At 38.1% G+C, this 13,647-nt stretch carries 16 protein-coding genes; 2 read left to right on the top strand and 14 right to left on the bottom strand.

From position 1 onward, the window contains the following. Positions 1-131: 131 nt before the first annotated feature. The 7 genes from MW695_RS05645 to MW695_RS05615 all read right to left on the bottom strand — a co-directional run bounded on the left by MW695_RS05645 (position 132) and on the right by MW695_RS05615 (position 5,147). Positions 132-350, bottom strand: coding sequence for a YneF family protein (locus MW695_RS05645; RefSeq protein WP_247104075.1), 219 nt, complete (start codon positions 348-350; stop codon positions 132-134). 83 nt (positions 351-433) lie between these two features. Next, positions 434-880, bottom strand: a complete 447-nt coding sequence (gene sirA, locus MW695_RS05640; RefSeq protein WP_247104074.1) for a sporulation inhibitor of replication protein SirA — start codon at positions 878-880, stop codon at positions 434-436. Positions 881-1,017: 137 nt separating this feature from the next. Further along, complete coding sequence (locus MW695_RS05635; protein WP_247104160.1) at positions 1,018-1,554, bottom strand: P-loop NTPase family protein; 537 nt, start codon at positions 1,552-1,554, stop codon at positions 1,018-1,020. A gap of 119 nt (positions 1,555-1,673) precedes the next feature. After that, a complete protein-coding gene (tkt, locus tag MW695_RS05630; RefSeq protein ID WP_247104073.1) occupies positions 1,674-3,674 on the bottom strand; it encodes a transketolase in 2,001 nt (666 codons plus the stop codon). Between the two features lie 335 nt (positions 3,675-4,009). Then, the gene (locus MW695_RS05625) at positions 4,010-4,240 is read right to left on the bottom strand and encodes a DUF896 domain-containing protein (RefSeq protein ID WP_247104071.1); all 231 of its coding nucleotides are present in this window, start codon (positions 4,238-4,240) and stop codon (positions 4,010-4,012) included. A 68-nt stretch (positions 4,241-4,308) separates the two neighbouring features. Further along, a complete protein-coding gene (locus tag MW695_RS05620) occupies positions 4,309-4,953 on the bottom strand; it encodes a YneB family resolvase-like protein (protein ID WP_247104070.1) in 645 nt (214 codons plus the stop codon). Then, the gene (locus MW695_RS05615; RefSeq protein WP_247104068.1) at positions 4,950-5,147 is read right to left on the bottom strand and encodes a hypothetical protein; all 198 of its coding nucleotides are present in this window, start codon (positions 5,145-5,147) and stop codon (positions 4,950-4,952) included. The genes MW695_RS05620 and MW695_RS05615 overlap by 4 nt, the downstream gene beginning before the upstream one ends. A gap of 155 nt (positions 5,148-5,302) precedes the next feature. Here MW695_RS05615 and lexA point away from each other — a divergent pair, with 155 nt between their 5' ends. Continuing rightward, positions 5,303-5,926: a transcriptional repressor LexA gene (gene lexA / locus MW695_RS05610; RefSeq protein ID WP_247104067.1), complete on the top strand. Its 624-nt coding sequence runs from the start codon at positions 5,303-5,305 to the stop codon at positions 5,924-5,926. Positions 5,927-6,075: 149 nt separating this feature from the next. Next, a complete protein-coding gene (locus MW695_RS05605; protein WP_081727981.1) occupies positions 6,076-6,216 on the top strand; it encodes a YjcZ family sporulation protein in 141 nt (46 codons plus the stop codon). A 51-nt stretch (positions 6,217-6,267) separates the two neighbouring features. Here the strand turns inward: MW695_RS05605 and MW695_RS05600 are convergent, their stop codons facing one another. The 7 genes from MW695_RS05600 to miaA all read right to left on the bottom strand — a co-directional run bounded on the left by MW695_RS05600 (position 6,268) and on the right by miaA (position 13,639). Further along, on the bottom strand, positions 6,268-6,459 hold the full coding sequence (locus MW695_RS05600; RefSeq protein ID WP_247104066.1) for a hypothetical protein: 192 nt from the start codon (positions 6,457-6,459) through the stop codon (positions 6,268-6,270). A 288-nt stretch (positions 6,460-6,747) separates the two neighbouring features. After that, a complete protein-coding gene (gene glnA, locus MW695_RS05595) occupies positions 6,748-8,097 on the bottom strand; it encodes a type I glutamate--ammonia ligase (RefSeq protein WP_247104065.1) in 1,350 nt (449 codons plus the stop codon). Positions 8,098-8,268: 171 nt separating this feature from the next. Beyond that, a complete protein-coding gene (locus MW695_RS05590; RefSeq protein ID WP_247104064.1) occupies positions 8,269-9,516 on the bottom strand; it encodes a methionine gamma-lyase family protein in 1,248 nt (415 codons plus the stop codon). Position 9,517: 1 nt separating this feature from the next. After that, the gene (hflX, locus tag MW695_RS05585; RefSeq protein WP_247104063.1) at positions 9,518-10,792 is read right to left on the bottom strand and encodes a GTPase HflX; all 1,275 of its coding nucleotides are present in this window, start codon (positions 10,790-10,792) and stop codon (positions 9,518-9,520) included. Positions 10,793-10,880: 88 nt separating this feature from the next. Further along, a complete protein-coding gene (gene spoVK / locus MW695_RS05580; protein ID WP_247104062.1) occupies positions 10,881-11,828 on the bottom strand; it encodes a stage V sporulation protein K in 948 nt (315 codons plus the stop codon). 600 nt (positions 11,829-12,428) lie between these two features. Beyond that, positions 12,429-12,665, bottom strand: coding sequence for an RNA chaperone Hfq (hfq, locus tag MW695_RS05575; protein ID WP_035343864.1), 237 nt, complete (start codon positions 12,663-12,665; stop codon positions 12,429-12,431). Positions 12,666-12,694: 29 nt separating this feature from the next. Further along, positions 12,695-13,639, bottom strand: a complete 945-nt coding sequence (miaA, locus tag MW695_RS05570; RefSeq protein ID WP_247104061.1) for a tRNA (adenosine(37)-N6)-dimethylallyltransferase MiaA — start codon at positions 13,637-13,639, stop codon at positions 12,695-12,697. Between the last annotated feature and the right edge of the window lie 8 nt (positions 13,640-13,647).

Genomic DNA, 13,647 nt, shown 5'->3' with positions numbered 1-13,647 from the left:
TGGTTTATTTTGTCCTTATGAAAGATTAAGCTGATTTTGCAAAGAAAGATTAAGCAAAATGATAAGAATGTCGATTTAATCTCATGAAGCAACAACGCTCAAACCCAGTCATATCAGGTGCTCGTCCATTGTTATTTCGTTTGTTGCTGCTTTTGCATCGCTTTCATCATCTGATTAATTTTCTTTTGCGATGGATTTTGCCCCATTTGCATCATCATCACTCGAAGCATTTGTTCATTAATAGGTGGATTTTTCTTTAAATATGACATCATTGTCTTACGTGCAATGAAAAACCCAATTGCGATACCTGCTACTACAGCAAGTGTATATCCAAGGATATGCCAAATCATGCGTACAACGTCCTCCTTCTTGCTAAATACCTTTCCTATTATATCTTAATGACTCTCGATTTAAAAGGCTTTATCAAAAAAACTTATAAAGGTTGAGAACGTTTTAATTGTTGAATCGGTTTCAACCAACCGTATCGGTACTCTTCAATACTAAAGGCAAAAAAGGTAGGTGCACAGCTTCTCAATACTTCAAAGAACATCATTTCGACCTCTGGTGTCCCGTTCGCGGTAACATGAATCGATTGACTGTCGATTACTAACTCTGCTTGCGCTCCTGAATTTAGTGTAATAACATTCGTCTGCTTATGATTTTCATATTGTTGGTTCTGTTTAAAGGCTTGCTTTATTTTTTGCTGAACAAACAAAGTCGGTATCGGTTTTGTAATATATTCGATTTGTTTTCGAATCACTTCTTTTTTTATTGGTGAAGCATTTTCATAGTCAAGAAACAGATAAAACAATTTTGATTCTTGTCCATAATACTGGTGAGCAACACTTTCTTCAAAAATATACAATTCATATTGTCTCATTCATGGACACCCTCTCGTTATTGTTTCCTTCAGTATACGAGATAGGAAATAAAATAGTTGTCTGAACTCGGAGCAGAGGATCACTAGTTTTGTCGAAGAGTGAACTTTTTGCTAATTACTTAACACAAAGAAGCACTTTAAACAATTAGTTTCAGCCTGTCGACTAAGTCTCGCAAAAGCGAGACAGTCGAGTCTTTTTTTGAGTAGTTGCCACGATACGGCGCTTCGACCTCGCTCCCGGGATGGGGGGAACGCTTTCCGCAGGAGGGCGTTGAACTAACCGGCATGCCGGTGGATTTCGACCTTCCCTTTCCTCCTGAAGGAATCGCCCCCCATCCCATCCGCTTTGAATAGAGGAGTAATGGAAATTCCCTTATCTTCAACCCTCTGAAATCAGAAGACATCAGACCGTTTTCCCCCTTAATATAACTGAAAAACGTCAGGGATGAACAGGCAATGATGTCAATAAGGTTGGAAAATAAGCGGATGCAAATGAAGATGGTTTGGATTGAAATATTTGTACCTGCACTCGGTCCCACATCGACAATATGATCAGCAATTTTAATAACATCCTTGTCATGGTCAATCACTGTAACAGTGTTTCCTTTGTCTCGGAGATTTTGCAGCATCAGATTGAGTCTGCGTACATCATGGGGTGCTGAAGAAACACCCACTCTCCAGTATCACCAACAGAAAATAGAGGAAATAATGTAAAAACGCCTTTGAGAAAAAATTCTCAAAGGCGTTTTGCCTACGGTCTGAAACAACTAGTTTATAGTGCTTCAAGCATTTCTTATTTTTGTAATAATACTTTTAATTTAGCTACTATATTTTCTACAGTAAAGCCATATTCTTTTATAATCTTTTCTCCAGGTGCAGATGCTCCAAATTGATCAATCGCAATCACATCGCCATGGTCACCTACATATTTCGCCCATCCTAATGAAGACCCCATTTCTAATCCGAGGCGAGCCTTTACATTTGGAGGGAGCACTTCATCTTTATAGGATTTAGGCTGCTTTTCAAAACGATCCCAGCTTGGCATACTTACAACATTCACATGGATGCCTTCTTTTTCTAATGCTTCTTGCGCTTCAACTGCTAAAGGTACCTCTGAACCTGAAGCAAGTAACAAGGCATCAACTTCAGCTTGTGAAGATTTTGAAGCAACATAAGCACCCTTCTTCACACCTTGATAAGCAAGTTCTTTCGTACTAGCTAATGTTTTTAGGTTTTGACGAGTTAAAACAAGTGCAGTTGGCGTATCCGTACTTTCCATTGCTACTTTCCAGGCAGCTACTGTTTCATTCCCGTCTCCTGGACGTATAATAGAAAGCCCTGGCATAGCTCGTAAAGAGGCTAATTGCTCAACAGGTTCGTGTGTCGGTCCATCTTCACCTACTGCAATACTATCATGTGTAAAGACAAACACGACCGGAAGCTTCATTAAAGAAGCAAGACGAATCGCAGGGCGCAAATAATCAGAGAATACGAAGAACGTAGCACCAAATGCCTTTACTCCACCATGTAATGCCATCCCATTGACAGCACAACCCATTGCAAATTCACGAACACCAAACCAAATGTTACGCCCAGCATAGTTATTTCGCGAATAATCACCTAGATCTTTCATATATGTCTTGTTTGAACCAGCCAAATCAGCAGAACCACCGAAAATGTTAGGAACCTTTTTCGCAATAGCATTTAGAACTTCACCTGATGATGCACGAGTAGCTAAGCTCGAACCCGCTTCATATACAGGAAGCTCTGCATCCCATCCTTCAGGTAGCTCGCCTTTTTGCGCTAGCTCAAATTGCTCAGCAAGCTCAGGGTATGATTGCTTATAAGCAGCAAATAACTTATTCCATTCCTGTTCTTTCTGTTCACCTTCAGCCTTTTTAGATGCAAAGAAATCTTTCACTTCTTCTGGAATATGGAAATCCTCTTCAAAAGTCCATTCATACGCAGCTTTTGTTAAAGCAATTTCATCTTTACCAAGTGGAGATCCGTGAGAAGCAGATTTACCAGATTTATTAGGTGAACCAAAACCAATTGTCGTCTTTACTTCAATTAACGTTGGTCGCTCGTCTTGCTGTGCTTCTTCGACAGCACGATTGATTTCATCAAGGTCTGTCCCATCTTCAACACGAATAACTTGCCATCCATAAGCCTTATAACGATCTTCAACGCTTTCAGAGAACGATAAATGCAAATCACCGTCAAGTGAAATGTCGTTTGAATCATATAATACAATGAGTCTGCCCAATTTCAAGTGACCTGCAAGTGAAGCTGCCTCTGCTGAAACGCCTTCCATTAAATCTCCATCACCACAAATCGAATATGTAAAATGATCAACGATTGTATAATCATCTTTATTATATGTGTCTGCTAAATGACGCTCTGCCATTGCCATCCCAACTGCCATAGCAATTCCTTGGCCAAGCGGACCAGTTGTCGCTTCTACTCCAGGAGTATGTCCGAATTCTGGGTGTCCTGGTGTTTTACTTCCCCATTGGCGGAACTCCTTTAAATCGTCCAAAGAAACATCATAACCAGCTAAATGTAGCATACTATACAGCAACATCGATCCATGGCCTGCTGATAATACAAAGCGATCACGATTAGACCAAGATGGGTTAGATGGGTTATGATTCATAAATTTCGTCCAAAGACTAAATGCCATTGGAGCAGCTCCCATCGGCATTCCTGGGTGACCTGAATTCGCCTTTTCAATACTATCAATTGATAGTGTACGAATCGTATTAATTGCTAATTGTTCCGTTTGTCTTGACATTCTTTTTACCTACCTTCCTAAATTTACAGAATACTCACTCACGTCTATCATGATATACTTTCTGCAACATTTTCACAAGCATTATTCATTTAAAATGAAAAAAGAAAATGATTTATATTAATATATTAACATTTGTACAAATCAATATTCAATTATATCTTTTTGTTAGCATAATTGAGTTTAACTCATTCATACAAGCCATAAATTAAATCTCTTACCGTAAAAATCTTATTCGTTAACGAGATCAAGAAAAATAGTTGAATAGCACAACTAAAAGGTCATTAAAATGGACAGACTACCATTTTAATGACCAGAGTCGCTCAAACTTTGCTAATTTAATGCAATGAATTCTTTTTACTATCTTTTAACGCTTTTGGAGTAACATCATTTCCCTTTTCATCAACAACTTTTACTTGATGTAATTGTTGTTTAAATGACTGACGAAATGTCTTTATGTACGCTTCTCTTAACCGCTTTTGCTCCTTCGCTTCCTTATCTGTTAAACCAATTGTTTTACTCTTCTTTGCTAACTCATTAATCCGTTCAATTTGCTTACTTGAAAGCATGTCAAACACTCCTTTTTGCTACTTCTATTACTTTACACGAATGATTGACATACTTTCAAGTGGTTTGATTATGGTTGCTTCCGTTCCCACTCTTGATAGCGGCGATTGATCGTTGCTTTAGACACATCATAGCCAAGACCTTTCAATGTAACGGCTATATCGTGGAACGTTAATTTTCTTTCTCGTAATCGAATAATTTCCTCAATAGGTACATCCTTTTTTGATCTACCACCATGTGTACGATTTTTTAAATTCTGTTCAGGCCTGTAGCCATTTTCAACCGCTTTTCTCATCCCACGCTTAATCTTACTATTGTGTAATTTCCTTTGATATTCTTCCACTATAGATAAAATGTCCAAAATCATTTCATCTGCTTCTGATAATGATACAGCCCCTTGATCTTGTAACGTAAAAATGGGTATTTCTCGTTTTCTGAAATGATGTAATAGTGCTGTTTTAGCATGACCTCTCCCTAAGCGAGTTTCATCTTGAATTAAAAGAATGTTAATCTCACTCTTCTCTACTAAATCAAGAATATGTAAGATGCCTTCTCGATCTACATGAAACCCACTTGCTTTTTCAGAAACGACTTCACGAACGTCGAAACCATGTTCCTTTGCAAACAGTTTTAATTCAGCAGCTTGTCTTTCTAATGACGTTTGCTGTTCTTTCTTATTCGTACTTACACGACAATAAATAACGGCTTTCTTCACTCATTTTCATCCTCACTTAAGACGAGATATTCATGTTGCTCATACTGCTCCTCAAAAACATGCTTTTCTTCATTTCCTTCAATAGAGTTAGAGGATGAGGGAATCATAATCGATGTGTACATAAATAATAAAGCGATAATCCCACAAATCACAATAAACCACTCTTGCTTTGACAGACGTTTTACAGATAACATAGTGAATCACCTCTAATAAGAATGTTTGTTCGTGTACCTATCGTAATACGAACACTTGTTTTTTGTCAACACGCATTTTAGAACTAACGTTTGCATTACATATGTTCGCATGGTATAATTTAGCTATTAAAGTTTGAAGAAATGAGGTGCGATTATTGTCAAAACTATCAAAACGACAACAAGAAATATTAGATTTCATCAAAGTAGAAGTAAAGAAGAAAGGTTATCCACCTTCTGTACGTGAAATCGGTGAAGCTGTAGGCCTTGCATCGAGTTCTACTGTACACGGACATCTATCGCGTCTAGAAAAAAAAGGAATTATCCGTCGAGATCCAACAAAACCAAGAGCCATTGAAGTTCTAAACCTAGACCATCATGATGCTATCGTGAAAGATCGTACGGCAAATTACGTGCCTGTTATTGGTAAGGTCACCGCAGGACTCCCAATTACAGCGGTTGAAAATGTCGATGATTACATTCCTCTTCCAGAACATTTAGCCTCAAATGATAATATGTATGCACTCTCTATTATTGGTGAAAGTATGATTGAAGCGGGCATTTATGATGGTGATATGGTCATTGTTCGTCAACAGCAATCAGCTAATAATGGTGACATTATCGTCGCAATGACAGAAGATGATGAAGCAACCGTAAAGAGATTCTTTAAAGAAAAGGATTATATACGTTTACAACCTGAAAATTCTACTATGGAACCAATTATTTTGAAGAATTGTACTGTATTAGGGAAGGTTGTAGGTTTATTTAGAACAATCCATTAAAACGAAGCTTGTCTTCAACCGTAATAAATAGTTATGCTCATGATCATAAAGTTATAACTCGTATTTTATGTGTATTCCACGTTTACCCAGTGCGTTTTTCTCAGTTTGACATAAGGTATAGTATAACCTTATGAAAGGTGGTGTCATTTATGGGCTACTATGGACCATGGTATGGTGGTTACTGTTGTCCACCACCACCACGCTGTGGAAGTGGAAGCGGTTTTGGCTTTGCGTTAATTGTTGTATTAGTGATATTGCTTATCATTCTAGGAGCAAGCTGGTATCGGTAATCTCACAAAAAAGGAACAAAAATGATTAACATTTTTGTTCCTTTTCTTTCATTATGTATCTTTATTTACTTCTTTTTGACGTTCTTTTAAATACCACCTTAATAAAAAGGTCATGACAAGAGCGGACACAATAATCATTCCATATCCACCTGTACCATCAGCAAAAATCACGAGTGTTACACTTCTTAAAAAGAAAAGCAATGTGAGAACATATGCAATTAAAATAACAGTCTTTTTACTCATCCTAAACTCCCTTCAAATTCAATCCATTGTCATTATATCATATTATCATTATAGCCTTTATAGCACGAAAAAGGGTTCTTACCTTCTCTCATTCTCCTTCTCTAGCATATAATGAAAGTAAAAGTTAATAAGACTTTTATTTATAAAGGAGATGATAACCTTGCTACAGCGACCAAAGGGTTTTTTCGTGGTGATCGCTCTCTTTTTCGTTTATTTCATGAATAGACATCAATTTAAGAAAAAGAAATAAAAAACCCTCAACACCAAAAGTGTCAAGGGTTCCTAGTATTAATAACCTTCTAAATATTGATCTCGTTCCCACGGATGGACTTGCGTACGGAACATATCCCACTCAATCTCTTTTGCCTCAACAAAGTTCTCAACAATATGCTCACCAAGAGCTCGTACGAGCGTATCATTTTGAATAAGCTTGTCTACTGCTTCTTTTAACGTTGCTGGAAGATCAGCAATGCCTTCTTCCACACGTTCTTCTTTACTCATGACATAAATGTTACGATCAGTAGCTGGAGGTGGAGTCTTCTTCTTCTTAATTCCATCAAGTCCTGCTGCTAACATCGCCGCCATTGCTAAATATGGATTAGCTGCCGGATCGGGACTTCTCACTTCGATACGAGTACTAATACCACGTGAGGATGGAATACGAATAAGTGGACTACGATTACGCATTGACCATGCAACATATACAGGCGCTTCATAACCAGGTACTAAACGCTTGTATGAATTAACAATTGGGTTTGTAATAGCTGTAAAAGCTTCAGCGTGATCAAGAATTCCAGCTAAGAATTGCATAGCTGTTTCACTTAATTGTGATTCAGTTGATTCATCAAAGAAAGCGTTACCTTCCTTTGTAAAGAGTGACATATTACAATGCATTCCTGAGCCATTTACACCAAATAGTGGCTTAGGCATAAACGTTGCGTGCAAACCATGCTTTCGAGCAATCGTTTTGACAACAAGCTTAAATGTTTGAATGTTATCACAAGCTGTCACTGCATCCGCATATTTAAAATCAATTTCATGTTGCCCTGGAGCAACTTCATGGTGAGATGCTTCAATATCAAAGCCCATGTCTTCTAGCTCTAAAACGATATCACGTCGGCAATTTTCTCCTAAATCTGTTGGAGCTAAATCGAAATAGCCACCTTTGTCGTTTAGATCAAGAGTCGGCTCACCGTTTTCATCGTTTTTAAACAAGAAAAATTCTGGCTCAGGTCCGATATTAAAGTTCGTATAGCCCATTTTTTCTGCTTCTTTTAAAACATTTTTCAATACGCCGCGTGGATCCCCTTCAAATGGTTTGGGTTCTTCACCTGGCTTACCTGGTTGATAGACATCACAAATCAAGCGAGCAACGCGCCCTTTTTCCGGTGTCCATGGGAAAATAACCCACGTTTCTAAGTCTGGATATAAATACATATCAGATTCTTCAATACGGACAAACCCTTCAATTGACGAGCCATCGAACATCATTTTGTTATCGAGTGCCTTCGTTAATTGATCTACAGGAATTTCAACATTCTTGATCGTACCAAGCAAGTCGCTAAACTGAAGACGAATAAAGCGAACATTATCTTCCTTAGCTATACGCAAAATATCTTCTCTTGTGTACTTTGCCATTAGTATGTAGTCCCCTTTCAACATTCTTCATAATTGTATTAAGAAAATAAGCTAAGCTTATTTGTCTTTCATTCGTATGATCTCAATCTGTTATATAATTGATATCAATTTGCTATAGTTATCCAATTTTCATCTTACTAGATTGTTGCTACCAAGTCAACGAATGCCCTTTTATAAAATCGAATCTAATGCTTGTAAAACAGCAATTTTTACATGTTCATACGTTAATCCACCTTGTACATACGCCATATACGGCTCACGTATCGGTCCATCAGCTGTCAATTCAATACTTGCTCCTTGTATAAAGGTTCCGGCAGCCATAATCACCGGATTCTCATAACCAGGCATTGAACTTGGCTGTGGAGTAACATGTGCATTAATCGGCGAAGCTGCTTGGATCGCTTGGCAAAAAGTAATCATTTTTTCCGCTGTTGGAAATCTGACCGATTGAATAAGGTCCGTTCGTTTATCATTCCATTTCGGGTTTGTGTTCATCCCTAATTTTTCTAACAATGCCGCTGTAAAAATCGCACCCTTTAATGATTGTGATACAACGTGTGGTGATAAAAAGAACCCTTGATACATTTCGAGTAAGCTGTACAAGCTAGCCCCACCTTCTGCTCCAATCCCAGGAGCAGCTAATCGGTAGGAAGCGAGTTCTACTAGATCCTTTCTCCCTACAATGTACCCTCCCGTTTTAACAATTCCACCACCTGGATTCTTAATTAAAGAGCCAGCGATAATATCAGCACCCACCTCAGTTGGCTCCTTTATTTCTACGAATTCCCCATAGCAGTTGTCAATAAACACAATAACGTCAGATTTTATTTTTCGAATAAAATAAATCATCTGTTCAATCTCTTCAATTGTAAATGAACGACGATCACTATACCCTTTTGAACGTTGAATACCAATCATTTTCGTTTTTCCTGAAATCGATTGTTTAATTTGTTCTTCATTAATCCAGCCATTCTCACACAACGGAACAGCTTGATAATTAATTTGAAATTCCTTTAGAGAACCGTTTCCGTTTCCACGAATACCGACAATTTCCTCTAACGTATCGTAAGGTTGACCCGTTATATAAAGCAAATCATCTCCAGGCCTGAGAATTCCAAAAAGAGTCGTAGCAATCGCATGTGTCCCTGAAATAATTTGTGGGCGTACAAGAGCTGCTTCAGCTTTGAAAACATCTGCATATACTTGTTCAAGTGTGTCTCGTCCAATATCATCGTAACCGTATCCTGTCGAAGGTGTGAAATGAAAATCGGAAACTTTATTTTGTTTAAATGCCCTCATCACTTTTGCTTGGTTGATGATTGCAATTTGTTCAATTTCCTTATGTCTCGATTCAATCTGTTTATCAATTTCGAGCGTTAACGTTTCAATTCGTTCCTGATGTTGAAAATCATTGTACATTCTACTCTTCCTCATCCTTCATCCGATTCATTAACTCTTGACCAATGGCTGTATTTTGATGAACAAAACCACGAACATCATAATACTCGCCTTCCTCATTCCATTCCGCTTGCTTTAGGACCGTTGTTTGTTTACATTTAGCCAGAAATTTCCCTTCTGTCGCAAACAACTGAACATGATATGCGACCATTTGCTCAAGAAGCTTCTCTTCAATTGCTTCTTTTAATGCGTCAATGTCATCAGACTCCAGTGCAGAAATTTCAATGGAATCATCATGATAGGAAGGGACAAAAGGTACTATTTTTTGATCACTTTTGTTGTAAATAAGTAATTGTGGAATGTGCTGTGCGCCAAGTTCTGCAACTAATTGTTTCACTGTCCCTTCATGCTGTACGTGATCAGCATTTGAACAATCTACAACATGAAGGAATAAATCTGCCTCTATTAGCTCCTCCAAAGTGGAGCGAAAGGCTGCTACAAGAGTTGTAGGTAAATCTTGAATGAAGCCAACCGTATCCGAAAGTAAGATCGTTAATCCATTTGTTAATGAACACTTTCTCGTTGTTGGATCTAGTGTCGCAAATAGCTGATTCTCTTCCAACGTCTCTGCATTTGCTAAACGATTAAGAAGGGTTGATTTCCCAGCATTTGTATAACCAACTAACACAACCTGTAACGTTTCATTTCGTTTACGTTGAGCTCGATAACGCTTTCGATGATTGACTATCGTTTCAAGCTGATGTTTGATCTCATCCATTCTTCTGCGAATATGGCGGCGGTCTGATTCTAGCTTCGTTTCACCAGGACCTTTCGCACCAATTCCCCCACCTTGACGCGATAAAGCGATACCTTGACCGGCCAATCTCGGTAACAAATAAGAAAGCTGAGCAAGCTCGACTTGAAGCTTCCCTTCACGCGATTTTGCACGAGCTGCAAATATATCTAAAATAAGCTGAGTTCGATCAATGACTGTTACTTTCGTTCTCGTATAAACATTTCTTATTTGACTCGGTGTTAACTCATCATTAAAAACAATTAAATCCACATCTGTATCCTCTAAAAACGCAACTAGTTCTTCAATCTTTCCTCTTCCTATGTAAGTTGATGGGTCAACCTTTTGACGTTTTTGAGTTACTGTCGCAACAACTGTACCTTGAGCCGTCTTAACTAAGCTCTTTAATTCACTCATGGAATAGTCAAAACGTTCGTCATCACTATCCAACTGACAGCCAATGAGAACGACCTGCTCATTTCCTCGCTTTATCACTTCTTCCAATCAAGCCACACCTTTCCTTAATATCCTTCCTCATCATATCATGAGCAAAGCAAAATTTAAAAGCCTGCTCATAAAGCAGGCTACTCAATTAGTTTACTTTAACATGTGAAGAGTGAAACTGAAAATCCATTCGTTTGATCGTAACTAATGAATCCTTATCAAATGTACCATCACGTAATAGCCGTACAGCTTGAAAACGAATCGCTTCCTCAATCATATTTCGAACATACCGTCCATTACTAAATGTCCCTTCCTCTTCACTTCTAATCTTCTGCAAATGATCTTTTACGTGCTTTTGTGCATCATCCGTTAACGTATACTGTCGGTCATGTATCATTCTTCGTACCATTTCCATTAATTGATTTGTTGAATAGTTAGGGAAATCAATGGCAATCGGAAAACGTGAAGGTAATCCTGGATTTAGGGACAGAAAATAGTCCATTTCGTCTGAATATCCAGCTAAAATTAATACAAATTCATGTTGACGATCTTCCATAGCTTTCACTAGCGTATCAATCGCTTCCTTGCCAAAGTCCTTTTCACCACCACGCGCAAGAGAGTAGGCCTCATCAATGAAAAGCACACCTCCATGTGCCTTTTTTAACACCTCACGAGTTTTCTGGGCGGTATGACCAATATATTCACCAACTAGATCTGCGCGTTCAACCTCTAAGAAGTGACCTTTAGCTAACACGCCCATTTCATGAAAGAATGATGCAATTAAACGAGCAACTGTCGTCTTTCCAGTACCTGGATTTCCTTTAAAAATCATGTGAAGTGCTTGCTTTGTCACCTTTAGTCCTTCCTTTTCTCGACAACGATTAATAAATAGCCACGCATAAATCTCCTTAACGAGCCGTTTCACTTCCTCTAATCCAACATATTCTCCTAGCTCCTGTTCAAATCGTGCTAATACATCATGCTCTATTTTAGATTCTTCATTCTCAAATAAGGACTCTTCCTCAAATTCATTTTGTTTTTGCGTTAGCACAACATTAATGCGACCTTTTTTTCTCACATACGCTGGGTTATCCATGATGTTCACCCCTTCGCTGACAAAAACCAGTCCAATATGATCTTCTATATTATATGAGACAAAAGCCTATTTTGTTCCATCTTAATTGCGTAGCGCTGAGCCGTTACAATAGGTTGAGCGTTTCTAAAAGTGGAACGTATAACGAGTGAAGCCGACTTCTCACGCAACACCGTCTACTTCCTCATCGAGTAAACTTCTAAGAATCTTATAAATTCTTAGAGGTTTAAGATTTGATTAGCAAAGGCCTCACTAGAATCAAGCTTTTCAAAACAGACAACGGTTTCGCACATTGCTTAAAGGACACCAAAAAGTTAAAAGTCAAACTTTTTCAGTACCCTTCTCTTTCACTTTTTTTATTAGACATACTTATAGAAAAGAATAACTATATGATAACTATTCAAAGCAAGTTCATATAAGAAGTTGAAAAAACTTATTTCCGACCTTTATGTCCAACTTTACAATGCTGTTGAACCTCTCTCATCTTCTGTCAGAATTTCATTAGACTACGGTTTCGCACAATGCTTAAAGGGCACCGAAAAAGTAAAACCCAAACTTTTTCAGTGCCCTTTAACTTAGCTGCTTCTTTGACCGCTTTCCATTCTATGCTTCAGGCTCAGATTTAAGCTGAACATTGCGTTGAGGTGCAAATGTGGAAATCGCATGCTTAAATACGAGTTGCTGTTTCCCTTCTGATTCAACTATGACCGTAAAGTTATCAAATCCCTTAACAAGTCCACGAATTTGAAAGCCATTCGTTAAAAAGATTGTGACCGGAATATTTTCTTTACGTAATTGATTTAAAAATTGATCTTGAATATTTACAGGTTGTTGTTTCATCAGGACTCCTCCTCTAATTGACTATCTCTTTACTTCGCCATTGAAGTCCATTGTCCTTCAATGAATCGGCATATTTCAAAAAAAACATCAGAATGTAATCCATTTGTCATATCGAACCACTTTGCATTGGTCTTATTTCTAAACCAAGTGAGCTGTCTTTTTGCATAATGTCGAGAGTTTTTCTTCAATTTCTCAATCGCTAAATCTAATGAAATTTCTCCGTCTAAATATTGATATAGCTCTTTGTAACCAATTGCTTGAATGGACTGACAATGACGAATTCCTTGCCTATGCAGATTCGTCACCTCCTCTAACAACCCTTGCTCCATCATTAGATCGACTCGCTTATTAATTCGCTCATACAGCAGCTCCCGTTCCATAGACAAAGCAATATACACTAAATCGTAGGGACTGTCCTTCTCTTCTTCCTGCTGTTGCTCAGAAAATGGAGCACCTAGCACCTTCGTTAATTCTAATGCTCGAATCACCCGCCGTACATTATTCGGATGAATAAGTTCAGCACTTTTGGCATCAAGCTCCTGCAATTGTTTATGTAAATATGTTGTTCCTCTTTCAATCGCTACTTGTTCAAGTTGTCGCCGATAGTTTTTATCACCAGGTCGATTGACTAAGTCATATTTCTGAATAACGGCATTAACATATAATCCGGTTCCTCCGACTAATATCGGTAGCTTCTGCTTGTCATTTAACGCTGTAATTAACGGGATCACTTTTGCCTGAAAATCAGCAACGGAAAAAGAGTCTTCAATATCTTTAATATCGATTAAATGATGTGGAATTTCTTGTTGCTCTTCCAAAGATACCTTAGCTGTTCCAATATCCATTCCTTTATAGACTTGCATTGAATCTCCGCTAATAACTTCACCATCATAGCGTTTGGCAAGCTCAATACTAAGTGCTGTCTTCCCTACAGCTGTAGGGCCTACAATGACTAATAATTTTTCTTTCATCATTATCTCCT

It is taken from the genome of Halalkalibacter sp. APA_J-10(15), assembly GCF_023017105.1.
Classification (GTDB): domain Bacteria; phylum Bacillota; class Bacilli; order Bacillales; family Bacillaceae_D; genus Halalkalibacter.
This window is presented reverse-complemented; position numbering and strand designations above follow the sequence as displayed.